This is a genomic window from Corynebacterium gottingense (assembly GCF_002285125.1).
In the GTDB taxonomy this organism is placed as follows: domain Bacteria; phylum Actinomycetota; class Actinomycetes; order Mycobacteriales; family Mycobacteriaceae; genus Corynebacterium; species Corynebacterium gottingense.
The window spans coordinates 24239-42335 of sequence record NZ_NSGN01000007.1 but is presented as its reverse complement, the minus strand read 5'-3'; the positions used below and the strand labels follow the sequence as shown (position 1 = coordinate 42335).

Here is an 18097-nt window from a genome sequence, read left to right as displayed (position 1 = left end):
TAACACACCGCCCGCAGGCTACCGGGCCGCGTAGTAGGCGCTTTCCGCATCCATATAGTCCGGAATCTTCTCTGAGCACCCGTAGACGCGCCCCGACGCGAGATCGCCGCGCACCGGCATGTCAACGGCGAGTCGTTCCATTTCCTCGCCCCCCGCGGGGATAACCACCTCACGGCGGCCGATCTCCGCGTGGTGGTAGTCCACCGCGGTGACGATGCAATAGGACGGCACGTCAGTATCTTCGCGGGTCACGTCGATCCACAGCCGCGAGGTCGAGTCATCGACCTTCTCCTGTGAAATGAAATCTGCGCTGACCGGCTGCGCGGACCGCTCGCTCATCACGCGCGCCACGGCAAAAATGGCAAAACCCACCAGCAGCACCGCAGCGATCGCCATGATGCGCCCGGGCAGCTTGCTTGCCGACGCCCCCGTGCCCCCTCCGTACCGCGTCCGCGAAGTACCGCCGTTGCCTGGTGCTGCGGGTGCATTCGAGGTAGTGGACACGGCGGCGACCTCTCCTTCTGGGTTAGCGGCGCGGGAGCGAACGATTGCTTCGCACTTGATGGTACTAAGATGGGCCGGAGTTGAAGCACTGCCCCCTACAAAAGTTGGAGTTCTCGTGACTGGTTTGCGGCTGATGGCAATCCACGCACACCCGGACGACGAATCGTCTAAGGGCGCGGCGACGATGGCGAAATACGCGGCAGAAGGCAATCGCGTCAAGGTGGTCACCTGCACTGACGGCCGCCGGGGCGACATTTTGAACCCAGCCATGGATCGCCCGGGGGTGATGGACAACCTCATCCAGGTCCGCGAGCAGGAGATGGCCCGCGCGGTTGAAGCACTCGGCGTCGAGCACGAGTGGATGGGCTACCAGGACTCTGGGCTGCCGGAAGGGGACCCGCTGCCCCCGTTGCCAGAGGGTTCGTTCGCCGTGCAGGATCCGGTGGCGGTGGCGGCCAAGCTGGTGGCGTCGATACGCGCATTCCGGCCGCACATCATTATCACCTACGACGAAAACGGTGGCTACCCGCACCCGGACCACATCATGGTGCACACCGTATCAATGCTGGCCTGGGAAAAAGCGGGCGATCCGGAGTTTGCGCCCGAGGCGGGTGAGCCGTGGACGCCGCTGAAGCTGTATTACAGCCACGGGTTTATCCTGCAGCGGATGCGTCTGCTGCAGGAGCGACTCTACGCGCAGGGCAAGCCGAGCCCGTACGAGCTGATGATTGCGCGCTGGGAGCAGAACCAGGCCGACGTGATGAGCCGCGTGACCACGCAGGTGGAGTGCGGCGAGTACTTCGCGCAGCGCGAGGCGGCGCTCACCGCGCACGCCACCCAGATTGACCCGGCCGGCGCGTTTTTGGCCAGCTCGGTGCAGGACCAGCGAGACGCCTGGCCCACCGAGGAGTTCGAGCTCGCGCAGACCAGGGTGAAAACGCACTTGCCGGAGGACGACCTGTTCGCCGGCATCGAAGAGGAGGCCGCGAAATGAGCATTGGGTTCACAGCATCGTTGACCGCGTCCGCGGTGAACGCGTCGAGCTACGTGCTCGCGCAGGCGCCCGCGGAGACCCCGGTGGGGCCGGACTTTGGCAAGGCATCGCCAATCGGCCTGCTCATCCTGGTGGTGCTGGCCGTGGTGATCCTCTCGCTCGGGTTTGCCTTCCACCGCCGCTACTCGCGGTTCCGGCGCCGCCAGCAGTTTGCCGAGGCGCACGGGATTGACCCGTTCGACCAGGAGGCGCTGGACGCCGCGATGCGCGAGGCCGGCGTGCTGGACCTCGGGAAGAAGCGTATTTTCTAAGCGCGAGCGCGCCACATGAGTAGAGTGAGGACTGTGACGTTGCTGGAGAAGGTGCTGTACCCGCTGTACGAGCTGCGCTTGAAGCGCGAGCTGCGCGGCAAGAAGCGGCCCAAGCATATCGCTGTGATGGCGGACGGGAACCGTCGGTGGGCGCGCGAGGCCGGGCTGACCGACATCTCCCAGGGGCACCGGGCGGGCGGCGCGAAGATCGGCGAGCTGGTGCGCTGGTCCGCGGAAATGGACGTTGACGTGGTCACGCTCTACCTGCTCTCCACGGAGAACCTCCAGCGCACCTCCGAAGAGGTGGAGCTGCTCTTTGACATCATCTCTGACGTGATCGAGGACCTCGCGACGGAACACTATTCGTGCCGCGTGCGCCTCGTCGGCCACCTTGACCTGCTGCCGCCGGACGTGGTGGAGCGCATGCAGCGCTCCGCGGAGTCAACCACGGGGAAGGCGGGGCTGACCGTCAACATCGCCGTCGGCTACGGCGGGCGCCAGGAAATCGTGGACGCGGTGCGTTCCCTCATCCGGGACGAAGCCGCCCGCGGCGCCACGACGGACGCGCTGGCTGAGGCGGTCACGGTGGACTCGATCGGGGAGCACCTCTATACCTCGGGTCAACCGGACCCCGACCTGGTCATCCGCACCTCGGGCGAGCAGCGGCTGTCCGGGTTCCTGCTCTGGCAGGCCGCCTACTCCGAAATCTGGTTTACGGATACCTACTGGCCCGCGTTCCGCAAGATTGACTTCCTGCGCGCGCTGCGCGAGTACTCCCAACGGTCGCGTCGGTTCGGGAAGTAGGGGGCGCTGACAAGCGCTACAGCTTGCGCATGCGCACGCGCTGCACCGTGTGGTCGAAGCCCTTGCGCAGCACGAGCGAGGCGCGGGGGCGCGTGGGCAAGATGTTTTCCACCAGGTTCGGCAGGTTGATGGTCTGCCAGATTTCGCGGGCGCGGTGGGTCGCCTGGGCATCATCAAGCTGGGCGTAGTCGGCGAAGTGGGCGCCCGGCTCGCGGAACGCGGTGTGGCGCAGCTTGAGAAAGCGCGAGATGTACCAGTGCTCGATGTGCTCGACCGAGGCATCCACGTAGATTGAGAAGTCGAACAGATCCGAGACCATGAGCGTGGGGCCGGTCTGGAGGACGTTGAGGCCCTCGAGGATGAGGATGTCGGGCTGGCGGACCTCGATGTACTCACCGGGCAGGATGTTGTACGCCGTGTGCGAGTAGATGGGCGCCTTGACCACGGGCTGGCCGGACTTGACCTCGGTGACGAAGCGCATGAGGTTGCGGCGATCGTAGGATTCCGGGAAGCCCTTGCGCGACATGAGGTTGCGCTCCTGGAGCACCTCGGTGGGGTAGAGGAACCCGTCCGTGGTGATCAGGTCCACGCGGGGATGCGACTCCCAGCGCTGCAGCAGGAGTTGGAGCACGCGCGCAGTGGTCGACTTGCCCACGGCCACCGAACCGGCCAGGCCGATGATGAACGGGACGTGGCCGGGGTCGCCACCAATGAAGGTCTCGGTGGCGTTGGTGAGCTTCTGGCGGGCGCGGACCTGGAGGTGGATGAGGCGCGACAAGGGGAGGTAGATGTCCTCGACCTCCTGCAAGTCAAGGTTTTCGCCGATACCGCTGAGCTTCTCCGCCTCCTCGGCGGTGAGCACCTGCGGCATCGCCGCGCGGCGCTCGCGCCAATCCTGGCGGTGGAAGTCCAGATAGGGGCTTGAGTCCGCTCCCCGTACACCTTGAGCCATGGGGTCCATTGTTCCACTCGCTGGAGCAATGCTCGCGCTCAGGGCAGGGATTGAAGAGGACCGAAAGTTGCCCCCGTGGGCGTGGGGTGACGTTTATACTGCTAGGAAGTCACCGCGTTGCGGGGATTTTGCCATCGAATCTTGAACCATTGAAAGGACCCGGAGCACGTGTCTGAAGACTTCCGTTACCAGGACCTCGCCACCTTCGACCCCGAAGTACACGAGGCCATCGTCAACGAGCTGAGCCGGCAGCGCAACACCCTGGAGATGATCGCGTCCGAGAACTTCGTGCCGCGCGCCGTCCTGCAGGCACAGGGCTCTGTGCTGACCAACAAGTACGCCGAGGGCTACCCGGGCAAGCGCTACTACGGCGGCTGCGAGCACGTCGACGTGGTGGAGGAACTGGCCCAGGAGCGCGCAAAGCAGGTCTTCGGCGCGAAGTTTGCCAACGTGCAGCCGCACTCCGGCGCGCAGGCTAACGCCGCCGTCCTCATGGCGCTGGCGGAGCCGGGCGATACGATCCTGGGACTCAGCCTGGCGCACGGCGGCCACCTCACCCACGGCATGAAGATCAACTTCTCCGGCCGTCTTTACAACGTCGCGGCCTACGAGGTGGAGCAGGACACCCACACCATCGACATGGCGAAGCTGCGCGAGCAGGCGCGCGAGGTCAAGCCGAAGGTGATCATCGCCGGTTGGTCCGCCTACCCACGCCACGAGGATTTCGCCGAGTTCCGCTCCATCGCGGACGAAGTCGGCGCGTACCTGTGGGTCGACATGGCGCACTTTGCGGGCCTGGTTGCCGCCGGGCTGCACCCGTCGCCGGTGCCGCACGCCCACGTCGTGTCCTCCACGGTGCACAAGACCATCGGCGGCCCGCGCTCCGGCTTCATCCTCACCAACGACGAGGACCTGAACAAGAAGCTCAACTCCGCGGTCTTCCCCGGCCAGCAGGGCGGACCGCTGATGCATGTGGTGGCGGCCAAGGCGACCGCGTTCAAGATCGCCGGCATGCCGGAGTTCAAGGACCGTCAGGAGCGCACCATCGAGGGCGCGCGCATCCTCGCCGACCGCCTCACCCAACCGGATGCGAAGGAGACCGGCGTGGACGTTGTCTCCGGCGGCACCGACGTGCACCTGGTCCTCGTGGACCTGCGCAACTCCAAGATGGACGGCCAGCAGGCGGAGGACCTGCTGCACAGCGCGGGCATCACCGTGAACCGCAACGCCGTGCCGTTCGACCCGCGCCCGCCGAAGGTCACCTCCGGCCTGCGCATCGGCACCTCCGCGCTGGCCACCCGCGGCTTTGGCAAGGAGGACTTCACCGAGGTCGCAGAGATTATTGCGGAGGCCCTGATCAAGGGCGAGGCTGCCGACACCGAGGCCCTGCACGCGCGCGTCGACGCACTGGCGGAGAAGTACCCGCTCTACCCGGGCCTCGAAGACTGGAAGATGCTCTAAGGCGCTAGTTGTCGCTGCGCTGCTCGGCGTGCGCCGCGCGGGCCTCGCGCAGCCACTCCGGCTGGTCTGCCAGCAGCTCGCTGATTTCCTTGGTGGTCAGCGGGCGGTCCATCTCGTGCTTTTTCAGCGCGGTGATGGAAATGCCCAGCTTGCGGGCGACCTCGGGGCGGGGGTGCGGCCCGTTGTGGCGCAGCTCCTGCAGCCACTCGGGTGGATTCTGCTGGAGCTCTCGCAGCTCAGCATGGGTAACCGACCCGTCCTGAAACTCCTGCGGGGTGGCGGGCAGATACACACCGAGCTTCTTCGCGGCGGTTTCCGGCTTCATAGCCGTGCTGGACGGCGTCTCATTGCTCATGCTGCACACGGTAGCATTCTGGGCATGCTCTCCCTCGTCTTCGTCACAGGTTCCGCGCCCAGCAAATGGATCCGGCGCTATCAGGAGGCCACGGGGGACTCCGTCGAGGCCATCGATGCCGCCGACCCCTGGGCAGTGCTTATCGACGCCCCCTCTTCCCCACCCACCGTCGCCTTGCTCCGCCTCCCGGACCCGCGCCTCGACGCCGCGAGCGAAGACTTCCACATGGTCCGCCTCTACGAGGAAGCCCCCGGGGTCGCCGTGCCCAAGGACTCCGTGTACGCGGAGGTGGGGGAGCAGGTCGCGGAATCGGACCTCGCCGACGAGTACGTGAACCTGCCGTTTTCGCACCGGCCCGACGTGGACGCGCTGCGCGAAGCGCTGCAGGTCGTCGCTGCGAACGTCGGAGTGGCGTACGGACCGCTGCCGTTGCTCAAGCACCTGTCGAAGAAGCAGGTCGTGCCGCTCGAGGTGGCGGGACCATCGGTCGCGCCGACGCCGATCGCGCTGGTGTGGCGCAAGGACGACGACTGCGACGCGATCCAGGACTTCGTGGGGATCACCAAGGGGCGCTCGGTGCGGTCCTCGCGCGCCAACGCGGCCCAGAAGAGCCACAAGAGCCACAAGAAGCGGAAGAAGGGGAAAGCGATCCAGCCGCGTGGACGGGGAAGGCGGCGCGGACGGAACTAGTGCGGGATGTGCACACTTTTTGTTTGCTATCCATGGGGATAGTGCAGGATTCTGCAAGGGGAGCGGGAGATTTTACCCCCGTTCGGGTGGGGTAAAACGGCGTGGGAATGTATAGCTTGCATAATGGTCACGTCACGTAAACGACACAACGAAAGGTTTTGTTTATGAGCATCTCCCGCAAGATCGTCGCTTCCGCAGCTGCGCTGACCCTGGCCACCGGCCTGGTCGCTTGCTCCTCCGACGAGGGCGACAGCGAGAACGGCACCACCGTGGTCGAGGAGACCGCGACCGAGACCGCTACCGCCACCGAGACCGCTGGCGCCGAGGACGGCGCTGAGGGCGAAGACGGCGCTGAGGGTGCCGAGGGCGCTGCAGGCGCGGGCGCTGCTGCCGGCGCTGAGGGTGACACCACCGAAATCGCTACCGCGGACGGCGAGACCGCGATGGTCCCGAACGATCTGGCGGCGGCCATCGATAAGTACGCCGACCCGGCATGGGGCGAGCCGGCTTCCATCGAGGAGACCGCGAACGGCTGGATCGTCTCCTACGACGGCGAGCACTACGTCACCTGGAACGAGAACACCGGCGGCGCGCCGATCTGGGGCGAGATTGCGAACGAGTGGATCAACGGCAACCACGCCGAGACCCTCGGCTTCCCGCTCGAGGCGGAGACCCCGCTGCCGTCCGAGTCTGGCTGGATCCAGGAGTTCGAGCACGGCACCATCGAGTGGACCCGCGGCGACAACGGCGAGTTCGGCCCGATCATCAACCAGCACTAGTCTGGCGTAGCGTTACGCTATAGCTCGCGCCCCATTACCAGGAAAACCCTGGTGGTGGGGCGTTTTTCGTGCGCGGTTTGCGCGCTACTTCGAAGGCCATGACAATAGTGCGCATGGCCAAAAACGGTTTTAATATTCGTCCGATCCGCCCTGAGGACTACCCGCAGGTCCGTGAGATCTATGAGATGGGCTTGAGCACTGGAAACGCCACCTACGAGACGAAGGGGCAGACGTGGGAGGCGTTCTCCCGCGGTAAGATCATCGAGACCGTTTTCGTCGCCGTTGATGCGCTTGACGACGACAAGGTGCTCGGTTGGGTTGCCGCGGCGAAGGCGTCGTCGCGAAGCGTGTTCCATGGCGTGGTTGAGGATTCGATCTACACGCACCCCGATTCGCGCGGCATGGGCGTGTCCGGCGCGCTGCTGGACAAGCTGATCGAGACCTGCGTTGCGCTGGACAAGTGGTCGATTCACTCGTGGATCTTCCCGGAGAACACCGGCTCCGCGGGCCTGCACATCTCCCGCGGGTTTGAAAAGATCGGCACCTTCCACCACATGGCGAAGATGACGTACGGCGAGCGCGCCGGCGAGTGGCGCGACTCCGACATATACGAGCTGCTGCTGCCAAAGCCCGACGAAAAGTAGGTCCGAAGAACGCAGAAAAGGAGCCACCCTGGCGAGTGCCAGGGTGGCTCCTTTGTGTTGGTCAGTGGCTCTTCCTAGTCCACAGTTTCCTTCAGCGGATCCTCAGTGATCGGGATGAGCAGGAGGAAGGCGATGACGGCGAGCGGCACGATCATCAGGAAGACCGGGGTGAGGCCGTCGTTGTAGCTGGTCAGCACGACCTCGCGGATCGCGTCGGGCAGCTGCGCCACCTGGTGCGGCGTGAGGTTGCTGCTGCCGCCGCTGAACTGCTGGCCGATCGCCTGCGCCTGCTCGGGCGGCAGCTGTGCCATCGCCTCAGGCATGCGCTCCTCCATGTGGGTGCGCATGTTGTGGATGAACAGCGAGCCAACCAGGGAGGCGCCGATGGAGGAACCGAGCTGGCGGAAAAAGTTGTTCGTCGCCGTCGCGGTGCCGACCATGGCAACCGGGAAGGAGTTCTGCACGATCAGGACCAGCACCTGCATGACCAGGCCGAGGCCGAAGCCGAAGATGAACATGTAGATGCCCAGCATGACCAGCGAGGTCTCGACGGTGAGGCGGGAGAAGAGGAACATGCCGACGGCGGTGATGGCCATACCCACCAGCGGGTACATCTTGTAGCGGCCGGTGCGAGAGATGACAAAGCCGACGGTCATGCCGGTGCCCAGCATGCCCAGCACCATCGGAATCATCATGAGACCCGCGTTCGTCGGGGTCATCTCGTGCACCATCTGCAGGTAGGTGGGCAGGTAGGCGAGTGCGCCGACCATTGCCATCCCGAGCACCGTGCCGGCGGCGGTGGTGAGCGCCATGTTCCGGTTCTTGAACAGGCCCATCGGGATCATCGGGTTCTTCGCACGCAGCTCAACGAAGACGAATGCGACGATGGCAACCACGGCGATAGCGATCGTGGTCAGGATGGTCGTGCTGCCCCACTCGTACTGGGTACCGCCCCATGTGGTGGTGAGGATCAGGCTGGTGGTGCCGATAATCATCAGCACCATGCCGAGCCAGTCGGCGTTAAGCGGGCCCTCGGAACCCTTGCGCAGGCGAAGGACGGAGGCAGAAACCAGCATGGCCAGAATGCCGAGCGGGATGTTCATCCACAGGCCCCAGCGCCAGCCCGGGCCGTCGGTGAACCAGCCGCCCAGGACAGGGCCGAGCACGGAGGCGACGCCGAACATGGCGCCCATAACGCCCATGTACTTGCCGCGTTCGCGGGCGGGGACGACCTCGGCGATGATGGATTGCGAGTTCACCATCATGCCGCCGGCACCAAGGCCCTGCACGGCGCGGCCGATGATAAGCAGCGTCATGGTGTGCGCGAAGCCGCCCAGGGCGGAGCCGATGACGAAGAGGCCGATCGAGCCGACGTAAAACCACTTGCGTCCCAGGCCGTCGCCAAACTTGCCGTTGATCGGCATCGCGATGGTCATGGTGATGAGGAACGCGGAGATGACCCAGCTCATGTGGTCAACGCCGCCGAGTTCGCCGACGATGGTCGGCAGGGCGGTGGAGAAGATCATCTGGCCCATGGAGCTCATCAGCATGGTGAGCAGGAGGGCCGTGAAAATCAGTCCAATGTGTTGCTTTGCACCGCCTTCAACGACGGTGCTCCCGGTTGTTACGCCGGAGTTACCGGATTGTTCCATTTCAGTTCCTTTGTAAACTCAGTAAACATGGCGCCTGCGCGCAGCAGGTTGGCTTTCAGGGTGCCTTCCGGTCGTTCCGGAAGGTGGAGATAGCGGGAGACGGCGAAGAAGAAGATCTCCACAACTGCGTGAATTTCTTCCTCGACCGGTCCGTCGAGCTTTCGGTCTTGCGGATGTTGTGCAAAGTGCTTATCGACGGCACGCCACAATGCCTTCATCGCCTCCCTTTTGCGAACCATCGCGGCGCTCTCAAGCTCCACGTGCTGGTGGAGTAGCTTGCGCCGACGGGCGAGGTGCTCTTGGTCTGCGGCCTCGGGGTGCTCCTCGAGCGACTCGATGATGAGCGCGACAAGGTTGTCCGAGGGCGTTGACGCGATGGCCTCGAGTCCGTCTTCGGTGAGATCGAAGGGGAATGCTCCAAGGATTGCGTGGTCCTTGGAGTCCATGTAGTTGAAAAAGGTGCGCCGGGAGATGTCGGCGGCTTGGCAGATGTCCTCGACGGTCGTGTTGTCGATTCCGTGTGCCTCGACCAGGTCCATAGCCGCTTCAAAGATGCGCCGCCTGGTGCGCTGTCGCTTCACCTCCCACGCGTTTGCGGAAGACTGTGAATTTTGCACGGAGTGCAATCTTACACTCAGTGCAAAGTTTGGCAAATCGTCTGTTTATGCCCGGTCAAACCCGATTGAGAGGGTGCCGCCGGCGATCCGCTGGTCGTCCTCAAGGTAGGTGAGCTCGACGAGCCCGTTGTCGGGCACGGCAACCTCCCAGCGCGCGTCGGCGCCGTTCGCGGTCTCGCACTTGTCGGTGAGTGGGTGATGGTGGAGCGTGGCGTCGATAAGCGCACTGCACCCGCTGTTTGGGTAGGTGACGGTCGCCGTGCCGCCGCCGAACGAGGCGACGACCGGCCACGATAGCGTATTCGCACCATCGGTGGTCTCCGCGAGGCGGACGAAGGTGCCGGAGTAGGTGCCCGCCGGGGCGAGGTCCGGGCCGGGCGCGGACGGCTGCGCGGTGACGGTAACCGTGGCCGGGAGGGAATTGCTGTGCGGGTTGCTTGACCAGTACGCGGCGGCGAGCGCGACGCCGATGAGGGCGAGCGCGAGCGCGAAGACGCCGCCGGCGACCCACGGCTTGTTGGAGCCGCCCGCGTGGCGCAGCTCGGAAAAGGAATCAGGCATGTAAAAGTCCCCAGCTCGGTAGTGATACTGGGGACTTATCCTAACCGGCGGGGCCGATTAGTTGCGATCGGTGTTGGCCATCGAGAGCACGTCGAGGCGCTTGTCCAGCTCCTCTTCGGTGAGCTTCTCGCCATCGACGAAGCCGAGGTCGATCACGGCCTGGCGGATGGTGATGCCCTCCTTGATCGCGTGCTTGGCAACCTTCGCCGCGTTCTCGTAACCAATCGCCGAGTTCAGCGGGGTCACGATGGACGGGGAGGACTCGGCCAGGCCGCGCATGCGCTCGACGTCGGGCTCGATGCCGTCGACAAGCTTGGTGGCGAACTGGCGGGCCGTGTTGGCCAGCAGGCGCGAGGACTCGAGGACGTTGCGCGCCATCATCGGGATGAAGACGTTGAGCTCAAACTGGCCCTGGGTGCCGCCGAAGGCGATCGCGGCGTCGTTGCCGATGACCTGGGCGGAGACCTGGGTGGCGGTCTCGCACAGCACCGGGTTGACCTTGCCCGGCATGATGGAGGAGCCCGGCTGCAGGTCCGGGAGGTGGATCTCGCCGAAGCCGGCGAGCGGGCCGGAGCCCATCAGACGGATGTCATTAGCGATCTTGTAGAAAGATACGGCCACGGAGCGCATCGCACCGGAGAACTCGACGAGCGCATCGCGGTTCGCCTGGGCCTCGAAGTGGTTGGCCGCCTCGGACAGGGCGTCAACACCGGTGAGCTTCTTCAGCTCCTCGGTGACCTTGCCGCCGAACTCGGCCGGCGTGTTGATGCCGGTGCCGACGGCCGTGCCGCCGATGGCCAGCTCGCCGAGGCGCTCGACAGTGCCCTGGACGCGCTGGATGCCCAGCTCGATCTGGCGGGCGTAGCCGGAGAACTCCTGGCCCAGGGTCACCGGGGTGGCGTCCATGAGGTGGGTGCGGCCGGACTTGACGACCTCGTGCCACTCGTCAGCCTTTGCGGCCAGGGACTTCTGCAGGACCTCGAGGCCCGGAATCAGGTCCTGGACCGCGGCTTCCGTCGCCGCCACGTGGGTCGCGGTGGGGAAGGTGTCGTTGGAGGACTGGCCCATGTTGACGTCGTCGTTCGGGTGGACCTCAACGCCGTTCGCCTTCGCGATGGAGGCGATGACCTCGTTGGTATTCATGTTGGACGAGGTGCCGGAGCCGGTCTGGAACACGTCGATGGGGAACTGGTCGTTGTGCTTGCCGTCAGCGATCTCCTTCGCGGCGGCAATGATTGCGTCCGCCTTCTCGGCGTCCAGCTTGCCCAGGTCCTTGTTCACCTGCGCGCAGGCAGCCTTGAGCAGGCCGAGAGCGCGGATCTGCTGGTCTTCCAGGCCGCGGCCGGAGATGGGGAAGTTCTCTACGGCGCGCTGGGTCTGGGCGCGCCAGAGGGCGTCGACAGGCACCTTGACCTCGCCCATAGTGTCATGCTCGATGCGGTACTGCTGTTCTGCCATAACTAACGTCCTTTACTTACTTGCGTGGTTGGTCACAATATTCTTGAGCTCACGATTATGCCCCTTTTTCCCGCCGGGCGCGGTCGTCCCAGTTCGCGACCGCCCGATGTGGGGGAGGGGCGCTACTCGTGGGTGGGGTCCGAGTAGTCGACGACGGAGTACTGCTGCAGCTTGGCCAGCTTGTGCAGGGACTCCACGTAGCGGACCGTGCCGGACTTGGAGCGCATCACCAGGGAGCGGGTGGTGGCGCCGTTCTTGCGGTAGGACACGCCGCGCAGCATGTCGCCGTTGGTCACGCCGGTGGCGGCGAAGTAGCAGTTATCGGAGGTGACCAGCTCGTCGATGGTCAGAACGTGGTCGAGGTCGTGGCCCGCGGCGAGCACCTTCTCGCGCTCCTCCTCGGACTGCGGAGCCAGCATGCCCTGGATGTCGCCGCCGAGGCACTTCAGCGCGCACGCGGTGATGACGCCCTCCGGGGTGCCGCCGACGCCCATGGCCATGTCGATGGAGTTGGTGTCTTGCGCGGCGGCGATCGCACCTGCGACGTCGCCGTCCATGATGAAGCGGACTTTGGCGCCGGCGGCGCGGATTTCGTCGACAAGCTGCTTGTGGCGCGGTCGGTCCAGCACGACCACGGTGACCTCGTTCGGGCGCACGCCCTTTGCCTTCGCGACGGCCTGAACGTTGTCGGCGACAGACGCGGTGATGTCGATGTGGCCGGCGGCCTCCGGGCCGACCGCAATCTTGTTCATGTAGAACGCGTCCTTCGGGTTGTACATTGCCCCGCGATCCGCAGCGGCGATGACGGAAATAGCGTTCGGGCGGCCCTCCGCCATGAGACGGGTCCCGTCGACCGGGTCCACCGCCAGGTCGACGCGGGCGCCCTCGCCGTTGCCCACCTGCTCGCCGTTGAAGAGCATGGGGGCCTCGTCCTTCTCGCCCTCGCCGATGACGATGACGCCGTCCATGCTCACGGAGTTGATCATCTTGCGCATCGCGTCGACGGCCGCGCCGTCGCCCTCGTTCTTCTTCCCGCGGCCAACCCAGCGCCCCGAGGCCAGCGCTGCGGCCTCCGTGACGCGGACGAGCTCCATCGCGAGGTTGCGGTCGGGGAAGTACTCTGTGGACTTCGATTCAGACATCGAAATGTGGCCTCCTGGGCGTAAAAACATGCATCGAACATCAACGGGGGTGAACCGACACCACACCGCACCGTCTTATTGTCGCACTTTTGCGCCCGGTTTCGGCGCGGAATCCCACCAATTCGGGGGACGACGCACCCCAGCAGGGCGGATGCGTGGCCCGCGCGTCGGTGCGGCCGCGGCGGCTGACAAATTCGGGGGTGGACCACGCCGCGTGCCATACTGGCCTACGTGGCAAGTAACAGCAGCACCCGCATCTTTCAGGACGGACGAAACATCGCGCTCAACATGGTGCTGATCGTGGTGATCATGCTCGTGGCGGTCGGCGCGACCGGTCTGTGCACGTTCAACCCCGGCAAGCCGGAGCAGGGGCCGGTACAGGAGGTCGACGCGCGTACGTTCCTGGACATGGAGGCCCGCTCCGTGAATTTCCCGGTGGTCTACCCCGAGGCGCCGGCGGGCTGGGTGACCAACTCCGCCCGCCGCGCGATGATCGAACAGGCGCCCGCGCCGACCGTCGGCTGGGTCACGGCCGACGGGGGCTACCTCCAGCTGACGCAGACGGGCGCCCCGCTGGACAAGGCGGTGCGGGGGGCCGACCAGAAACCGCGCGAGCTGCAGCGCTCCGTTGACGTGGGCGGCACGGAAGCGCAGGTGTACACCTCTGCGTCCGACGACGTGCGCGACCTGTGGGCCGTCGACGCCGGGCAGTCGCGGTTCCTCGTGACCGGCGCCGGCACCGAGGAGGAGTTCCGCGCGCTGATTGAGGCGGCGCTCACCGCGGCACCGCTGCCGGCGCAGAGTTAGTTGGACGTGTCGCCGTCGTCGCCGTCCTCGGAGCGGGATTGGATGGCGGCTTCGACGCGCTGCGACGCTCCGTCGAGAAGCACCTCGCACCGCTTGGCAAGCGCCTCGCCGCGCTCCCAGTACTTGAGTGACTCGTCGAGGCTCATCTGGCCGAGCTCGAGAATTTTCACCGTCTCAATGAGCTCGTCGCGGGCCTGCTCGTAGCTGAGGTCCTGCGGGTCCGGGAACGCGTTCTCGCCGGCCTCGCCCGCGCCGAAAGTGTTGTCTGCCATAGTGTCTCCTTTAATCTGCTGGTGTGTTGGCCATCGAGGCCGCGGTAATAGAGCCGTCGCCCACGCGGATGCGCAGCTGCGCCCCGGGCGGTGCCTGTTCAATGCTGGTGACCACGTCCGGCCCGCTGCCGTCGCGGGGCAGGACCTGAACAATCGAGTACCCGCGCGCGAGTGTCGCGGAGGGGCCGAGCGCCGCAACCTGCGCGCGTAACGACGCCACGCCGCTGCGCTCCTGCTGCAGCAGGTACGTCACATCGCGGCGAATCTGCGTGCGAGCGCGCTCGAGCTCGTCGCGCCGCCTGGTGATGGGGGACATGGGGTCCGCGAGCGCGGGGCGACTCCGCACCGCAGCGAGGCTGTCCCGCTCGCGCCGCACCCAGCCGCGGAGCGCCGCCGCGGAGCGCTGGCGCGCCTCCGCGATAAGCGCGCGCTCCTGCGCCACGTCGGGCACGACGCGCTTGGCCGCATCGGTGGGCGTTGCCGCGCGCAGGTCCGCGACGTTATCCAGCACCGGCGTGTCCGGCTCGTGGCCGATCGCGGAAACCACCGGAGTGCGCGCGGCCGCGACCGCGCGCTGGAGCGCCTCCTCCGAAAAGGGCAGCAGGTCCTCCACCGAGCCGCCGCCGCGGGCGATGATGATCACGTCCACGTCCGGGTCGCGGTCGAGCTGCTCGAGTGCCTCGACAACGGCCGGCACCGCGAGTGCGCCTTGCACCGGGGTATTGATGGTGCGGAACTGCACTGCAGGCCAGCGCTGCTGCGCCACGGACTGCACGTCGCGCTCCGCGGCCGAGCCCTTGCCGGTGATCAGCCCGATCGTGGTGGGCAGGTACGGCAGCCGCTGCTTCCGGGCCGGGTCGAACAGCCCCTCCGCGGCAAGCTGCTTGCGCAGCTGCTCGATGCGCGCGAGCAGCTCACCCTCACCGACGTGGCGAATCTCCGTGACCCACATAGAAAACGTGCCGCGCCCGGCGTAGAACGCGGGCTTGCCGCGCACGACAACGCGGTCGCCTTCCTTCAGCGGGGTCGGCATGTCGCGCAACATGCCCGAGTTGACGGTGAGCTGTACGCTGACCTGTTCCTGCGTGTCGCGCAGCACCAGGTAGGACAGCTTCCAGGTTGGCTTCGCGTTGATCTGGGCCAGCTGCCCCTCAACCCACAGCCACCCGAGCCGCTCGATCCACCCCTTCACGGTGGTGTTGAGCTTGGAGACTGACCATGGCGCCTCGGGCGTGGTCTTCTCTTTCGCGGTTTCTGCCACCTTTTCTCCTTTCTTCCAAAGCCGAACTTACACAGCGCACTCGCACGGCACACGGGCAGAGCGCTTCTCGACGCCACCGCCGCCACGTACGCAGCGCCCCGGGCCGTGCGAAGCCGCCTATTCTTTTAGACGCAGATTGGGTACTGTCGGTTCCATGACTGATCAGGGTAAAAAAGTTCTTCTTGCTGCGCCTCGCGGCTACTGCGCCGGGGTGGATCGCGCGGTAGAGACGGTGGAGAAGGCGCTGGAAAAGTACGGCGCGCCCGTCTACGTGCGCAAACAGATCGTGCACAACAAGTACGTTGTGGAGACCCTTGAGCAGCGCGGCGTAATTTTTGTTGATGAGACCGACGAGGTGCCGGAGGGCGCACACCTTGTCTTTTCCGCGCACGGGATTTCGCCGGCGGTGCGTGAGTCCGCCGCGAACCTGAACCTGCGCACGCTTGACGCGTCGTGCCCGCTGGTGACCAAGGTGCACAACGAGGCGAAGCGCTTCGCCCGCGACGGCTTCCACATCCTGCTCGTCGGCCACGAGGGCCACGAGGAGGTCGAGGGCACCGCGGGTGAGGCACCGGAGGTGACGCACCTGGTCGACGGTGTCGAGGGAGTGGAGAGCCTGCCGGAGTCGCTGCAGGACCAGAAGCTGGTGTGGCTCTCCCAGACCACGCTGTCCGTGGACGAGACGATGGAGATCGTGACCAAACTCAAGGAGCGCTTCCCGCACCTGCAGGACCCGCCGAGCGATGACATTTGCTACGCCACCCAAAACCGGCAGGCTGCGGTGAAGAAGATCGCGGCGGACTCCGACCTGGTCGTGGTCGTCGGCTCGCAGAACTCGTCGAATTCGAAGCGCCTGGTCGAGGTGGCGCTGGAGGCCGGTGCGAAGGACTCGCACCTGGTGGATTACGCCTCGCAGATTGACGAGGCGTGGCTCGAGGGCGTGAACACCGTCGGCGTCACGTCCGGTGCGTCCGTCCCCGAGATCCTGGTGGGCCAGGTCGTGGATTTCCTCGCGGAGCGCGGCTACACCGACGTCGAAGAGGTCACCACCACGGTGGAAACCATTACGTTCGCGCTGCCCCGCGATCTGCGTGCGCGGCGCACGAAGGAAAATACCGCGGGCTAGACGCTAGTCGTAGAGGTTGTCGTTCAACCCGCCCCGCGTTCGCTGCGGGCGCGGGTTTTTCTCGCGCTCGGTCTTCGCGCGGTTGAGCAGCTCCTGCACGGACACACTCGAGGTGCGCTCGCGCGCGCGGCGGCTCTGCACGGAGGTGCGCTGGTTGCTCTCTGCGACGCGGTGGCGTTCCGCACTCTCGGAGCGGGCGCGCGCACGGTTTTGCCGCTCGACCAATTTGTAGCGGACCACCGCGATGATGATTGCGCCGATGGTGATGGTGATCAGCGCGGGAAACACTTCCGTGAGCGGGTAAAACACCGTGAGTAGTGCGGCGCGCGAGGAGGTGCCTCCGTTGGCGATCTGGCTGCGCGAGAGCACGTACCCCGTAGCCAACACGGCGATGACAAACATGATCGGCGCGGACGCGACGGTGAGGAAGAGCCCCTTCGGCTCGACGACGGTGGTGACCAGGATGACCCCGACGGCAAAGCAGGCCAGCAACGGCCAACCGATTTGGCCGATCATGGTGCACAGCAGTGCTCCGGTCACGAGGGCTGCGAACTGGATGCCAATGGCAGAGCCTGTCGGCAGGCCCTGGAAGGGTGCAGACGGGGCGTTGGTATTCCGGATCACGTGAGACACGGTGACACAGTTTACCCGGCAGCGTGCCGCGGACGCGATGTGGCAGGCGTGAGCGGCGCGGCGTGTGCGCGGCCCGTGGGCACCTCCATATCCTCCAGCCGCCGGGCGGTCACCATGACGCGCGAGTCCATCGACGCCAGCGTGGCGTTGTATGCTTCCACGGCCTTGTCCAGCGAGGCGCCCACTTTGTTGTAGTGCTCGCCCATCACGCGCAGGCGAGTGTGCAGCTCCGCGCCGAGCCGCTGGATCTCCTTCGCCTTTTCATTGACCGAGTCCTGCCGCCAGCCGAGCGCTACCGTGCGCAGCAGCGCGAACAGGGTGGTGGGGGTGGCGATGACCACGTCGCGCGCAAGCGCGTAGTCGAGGAGCTCCGGGTCGATGGTCAAGCCTGCGTCGAGGAACGGGTCCGCGGGCACGAACATGACCACAAACTCCGGAGTGGGTTGGAACGCCTGGATATAGGACTTGGATGAGAGCGTGTCCACGTGGCGGCGCAGCAAGTGCGCGTGCCGGCGCATGTATGCCTGCTTCTCCTCCGGGTCCTCCGTGTTCAGTGCGTCTAGGTACGAGGAGAACGGCACCTTCGCGTCCACCACGACGTTGCGGTCCTGCGAGAGCCGGATCACCATGTCGGGGCGGACGCCTGGGGTGTCGATGCCGCCGCGCAGGTGCGCCTGCACGTCAAAGTCGACGTGCTCCACCATCCCGCCGAGCTCGACGACGCGCTGGAGCTGGATCTCGCCCCACCGCCCGCGCGTTTGCGGGCTGCGCAGGGCGTTAATGAGCTGATCGGTGCGGTCGCCCAGCCGGGCAGAGGTCCGTCCGATCGCCTGGACCTGGCTGGCCAGCGCGTTGCGGCCGACGGCCTGGTCCTTGTCCAGCTCGTCCAGCTGATCCTGGAGCTGCGTGAGTGCACGGGCGACGGGCGCCAGGTCCGCCGGCGGGGCGGGCGTGGGGGTGTTGCGCCTGAGCCAGCTCATGCCAGTGAACAGTCCCGCGATGAAGCCGAGGAGGAGGCCCGTGGACAGGATGAGAAATGCGGTGGCGGTAGACATGCGCCCGAGTTAACCACAC

At 65.8% G+C, this 18097-nt stretch carries 21 protein-coding genes; 9 read left to right on the top strand and 12 right to left on the bottom strand.

What is annotated here, in order from left to right:
- Positions 1-18: 18 nt before the first annotated feature.
- Complete coding sequence (locus CKJ82_RS07770) at positions 19-504, bottom strand: DUF4307 domain-containing protein (RefSeq protein WP_239214612.1); 486 nt, start codon at positions 502-504, stop codon at positions 19-21.
- Positions 505-637: 133 nt separating this feature from the next.
- On the opposite strand from CKJ82_RS07770, the gene mca reads away from it, so the two are divergent.
- The 3 genes from mca to CKJ82_RS07755 are packed head-to-tail and all read left to right on the top strand — an operon-like array spanning position 638 to position 2613.
- Positions 638-1498, top strand: a complete 861-nt coding sequence (mca, locus tag CKJ82_RS07765) for a mycothiol conjugate amidase Mca (protein WP_095537673.1) — start codon at positions 638-640, stop codon at positions 1496-1498.
- Positions 1495-1809: a hypothetical protein gene (locus CKJ82_RS07760; RefSeq protein ID WP_095535680.1), complete on the top strand. Its 315-nt coding sequence runs from the start codon at positions 1495-1497 to the stop codon at positions 1807-1809. Before mca ends, CKJ82_RS07760 begins: the two co-directional genes overlap by 4 nt.
- Before the next feature lie 15 nt (positions 1810-1824).
- Positions 1825-2613, top strand: a complete 789-nt coding sequence (locus CKJ82_RS07755) for an isoprenyl transferase (RefSeq protein WP_198949228.1) — start codon at positions 1825-1827, stop codon at positions 2611-2613.
- A gap of 16 nt (positions 2614-2629) precedes the next feature.
- On the opposite strand, the gene coaA is transcribed toward CKJ82_RS07755, so the two are convergent.
- Positions 2630-3565 carry a type I pantothenate kinase gene (gene coaA / locus CKJ82_RS07750; RefSeq protein ID WP_095276839.1) on the bottom strand — a complete coding sequence of 312 codons (936 nt, stop codon included), beginning with the start codon at positions 3563-3565 and terminating at the stop codon, positions 2630-2632.
- A gap of 168 nt (positions 3566-3733) precedes the next feature.
- Between coaA and glyA the strand changes: the two genes are divergently transcribed.
- Positions 3734-5026: a serine hydroxymethyltransferase gene (glyA, locus tag CKJ82_RS07745; protein WP_095537671.1), complete on the top strand. Its 1293-nt coding sequence runs from the start codon at positions 3734-3736 to the stop codon at positions 5024-5026.
- 4 nt (positions 5027-5030) lie between these two features.
- Here glyA and CKJ82_RS07740 read toward each other — a convergent pair whose 3' ends face one another.
- Positions 5031-5381, bottom strand: coding sequence for a DUF5997 family protein (locus CKJ82_RS07740; RefSeq protein WP_095537670.1), 351 nt, complete (start codon positions 5379-5381; stop codon positions 5031-5033).
- A gap of 24 nt (positions 5382-5405) precedes the next feature.
- Between CKJ82_RS07740 and CKJ82_RS07735 the strand changes: the two genes are divergently transcribed.
- From CKJ82_RS07735 to CKJ82_RS07720, 3 genes are all read left to right on the top strand, one after another.
- Positions 5406-6071, top strand: coding sequence for a type 2 periplasmic-binding domain-containing protein (locus CKJ82_RS07735; RefSeq protein WP_095276833.1), 666 nt, complete (start codon positions 5406-5408; stop codon positions 6069-6071).
- Positions 6072-6235: 164 nt separating this feature from the next.
- The gene (locus CKJ82_RS11945) at positions 6236-6850 is read left to right on the top strand and encodes an LGFP repeat-containing protein (RefSeq protein WP_203085471.1); all 615 of its coding nucleotides are present in this window, start codon (positions 6236-6238) and stop codon (positions 6848-6850) included.
- A 113-nt stretch (positions 6851-6963) separates the two neighbouring features.
- Positions 6964-7494, top strand: coding sequence for a GNAT family N-acetyltransferase (locus tag CKJ82_RS07720; RefSeq protein ID WP_095276829.1), 531 nt, complete (start codon positions 6964-6966; stop codon positions 7492-7494).
- Between the two features lie 74 nt (positions 7495-7568).
- Here the strand turns inward: CKJ82_RS07720 and CKJ82_RS07715 are convergent, their stop codons facing one another.
- The 5 genes from CKJ82_RS07715 to glpX all read right to left on the bottom strand — a co-directional run bounded on the left by CKJ82_RS07715 (position 7569) and on the right by glpX (position 12924).
- A complete protein-coding gene (locus CKJ82_RS07715) occupies positions 7569-9146 on the bottom strand; it encodes an MDR family MFS transporter (protein ID WP_095276826.1) in 1578 nt (525 codons plus the stop codon).
- Entirely contained in the window at positions 9119-9763 is a 645-nt protein-coding gene (locus CKJ82_RS07710) for a TetR/AcrR family transcriptional regulator (RefSeq protein WP_133064045.1), read from the bottom strand. The genes CKJ82_RS07715 and CKJ82_RS07710 overlap by 28 nt, the downstream gene beginning before the upstream one ends.
- 45 nt (positions 9764-9808) lie before the next feature.
- Positions 9809-10324, bottom strand: coding sequence for a hypothetical protein (locus tag CKJ82_RS07705; protein ID WP_095537667.1), 516 nt, complete (start codon positions 10322-10324; stop codon positions 9809-9811).
- Positions 10325-10381: 57 nt separating this feature from the next.
- Positions 10382-11782, bottom strand: a complete 1401-nt coding sequence (locus CKJ82_RS07700) for a class II fumarate hydratase (protein ID WP_095537666.1) — start codon at positions 11780-11782, stop codon at positions 10382-10384.
- 122 nt (positions 11783-11904) lie between these two features.
- Positions 11905-12924, bottom strand: coding sequence for a class II fructose-bisphosphatase (gene glpX, locus CKJ82_RS07695; protein WP_095276818.1), 1020 nt, complete (start codon positions 12922-12924; stop codon positions 11905-11907).
- A gap of 231 nt (positions 12925-13155) precedes the next feature.
- On the opposite strand from glpX, the gene CKJ82_RS07690 reads away from it, so the two are divergent.
- Positions 13156-13731, top strand: coding sequence for a DUF4245 domain-containing protein (locus CKJ82_RS07690; protein ID WP_095276816.1), 576 nt, complete (start codon positions 13156-13158; stop codon positions 13729-13731).
- Here CKJ82_RS07690 and CKJ82_RS07685 read toward each other — a convergent pair.
- Together CKJ82_RS07685 and xseA are read right to left on the bottom strand one after the other, a co-directional pair.
- Positions 13728-14003: an exodeoxyribonuclease VII small subunit gene (locus tag CKJ82_RS07685; protein ID WP_095537665.1), complete on the bottom strand. Its 276-nt coding sequence runs from the start codon at positions 14001-14003 to the stop codon at positions 13728-13730. The two genes, CKJ82_RS07690 and CKJ82_RS07685, sit on opposite strands and share 4 nt — an antisense overlap.
- A 10-nt stretch (positions 14004-14013) precedes the next feature.
- Complete coding sequence (xseA, locus tag CKJ82_RS07680) at positions 14014-15264, bottom strand: exodeoxyribonuclease VII large subunit (protein WP_095537664.1); 1251 nt, start codon at positions 15262-15264, stop codon at positions 14014-14016.
- Positions 15265-15418: 154 nt separating this feature from the next.
- Between xseA and CKJ82_RS07675 the strand changes: the two genes are divergently transcribed.
- Entirely contained in the window at positions 15419-16390 is a 972-nt protein-coding gene (locus tag CKJ82_RS07675; RefSeq protein ID WP_095537663.1) for a 4-hydroxy-3-methylbut-2-enyl diphosphate reductase, read from the top strand.
- Between the two features lie 3 nt (positions 16391-16393).
- On the opposite strand, the gene CKJ82_RS07670 is transcribed toward CKJ82_RS07675, so the two are convergent.
- On the bottom strand, positions 16394-17023 hold the full coding sequence (locus CKJ82_RS07670; RefSeq protein ID WP_186439381.1) for a DUF6542 domain-containing protein: 630 nt from the start codon (positions 17021-17023) through the stop codon (positions 16394-16396).
- Positions 17024-17034: 11 nt separating this feature from the next.
- Positions 17035-18078, bottom strand: coding sequence for a DNA recombination protein RmuC (locus CKJ82_RS07665; RefSeq protein ID WP_095537662.1), 1044 nt, complete (start codon positions 18076-18078; stop codon positions 17035-17037).
- Positions 18079-18097 lie beyond the last annotated feature (19 nt).

What these genes read in the sequence shown, in the direction of transcription:
- CKJ82_RS11945 (WP_203085471.1), top strand. Translation starts at nt 6,236, where the DNA reads ATGAGCATCTCCCGCAAGATCGTCGCTTCCGCAGCTGCGCTGACCCTG.
- CKJ82_RS07755 (WP_198949228.1), top strand. Translation starts at nt 1,825, where the DNA reads ATGAGTAGAGTGAGGACTGTGACGTTGCTGGAGAAGGTGCTGTACCCG.
- CKJ82_RS07740 (WP_095537670.1), bottom strand. Translation starts at nt 5,381, where the DNA reads ATGAGCAATGAGACGCCGTCCAGCACGGCTATGAAGCCGGAAACCGCC.
- CKJ82_RS07665 (WP_095537662.1), bottom strand. Translation starts at nt 18,078, where the DNA reads ATGTCTACCGCCACCGCATTTCTCATCCTGTCCACGGGCCTCCTCCTC.
- CKJ82_RS07720 (WP_095276829.1), top strand. Translation starts at nt 6,964, where the DNA reads ATGGCCAAAAACGGTTTTAATATTCGTCCGATCCGCCCTGAGGACTAC.
- mca (WP_095537673.1), top strand. Translation starts at nt 638, where the DNA reads ATGGCAATCCACGCACACCCGGACGACGAATCGTCTAAGGGCGCGGCG.
- CKJ82_RS07685 (WP_095537665.1), bottom strand. Translation starts at nt 14,003, where the DNA reads ATGGCAGACAACACTTTCGGCGCGGGCGAGGCCGGCGAGAACGCGTTC.
- CKJ82_RS07715 (WP_095276826.1), bottom strand. Translation starts at nt 9,146, where the DNA reads ATGGAACAATCCGGTAACTCCGGCGTAACAACCGGGAGCACCGTCGTT.
- glpX (WP_095276818.1), bottom strand. Translation starts at nt 12,924, where the DNA reads ATGTCTGAATCGAAGTCCACAGAGTACTTCCCCGACCGCAACCTCGCG.
- CKJ82_RS07705 (WP_095537667.1), bottom strand. Translation starts at nt 10,324, where the DNA reads ATGCCTGATTCCTTTTCCGAGCTGCGCCACGCGGGCGGCTCCAACAAG.
- CKJ82_RS07760 (WP_095535680.1), top strand. Translation starts at nt 1,495, where the DNA reads ATGAGCATTGGGTTCACAGCATCGTTGACCGCGTCCGCGGTGAACGCG.
- CKJ82_RS07700 (WP_095537666.1), bottom strand. Translation starts at nt 11,782, where the DNA reads ATGGCAGAACAGCAGTACCGCATCGAGCATGACACTATGGGCGAGGTC.
- coaA (WP_095276839.1), bottom strand. Translation starts at nt 3,565, where the DNA reads ATGGCTCAAGGTGTACGGGGAGCGGACTCAAGCCCCTATCTGGACTTC.
- CKJ82_RS07675 (WP_095537663.1), top strand. Translation starts at nt 15,419, where the DNA reads ATGACTGATCAGGGTAAAAAAGTTCTTCTTGCTGCGCCTCGCGGCTAC.
- CKJ82_RS07735 (WP_095276833.1), top strand. Translation starts at nt 5,406, where the DNA reads ATGCTCTCCCTCGTCTTCGTCACAGGTTCCGCGCCCAGCAAATGGATC.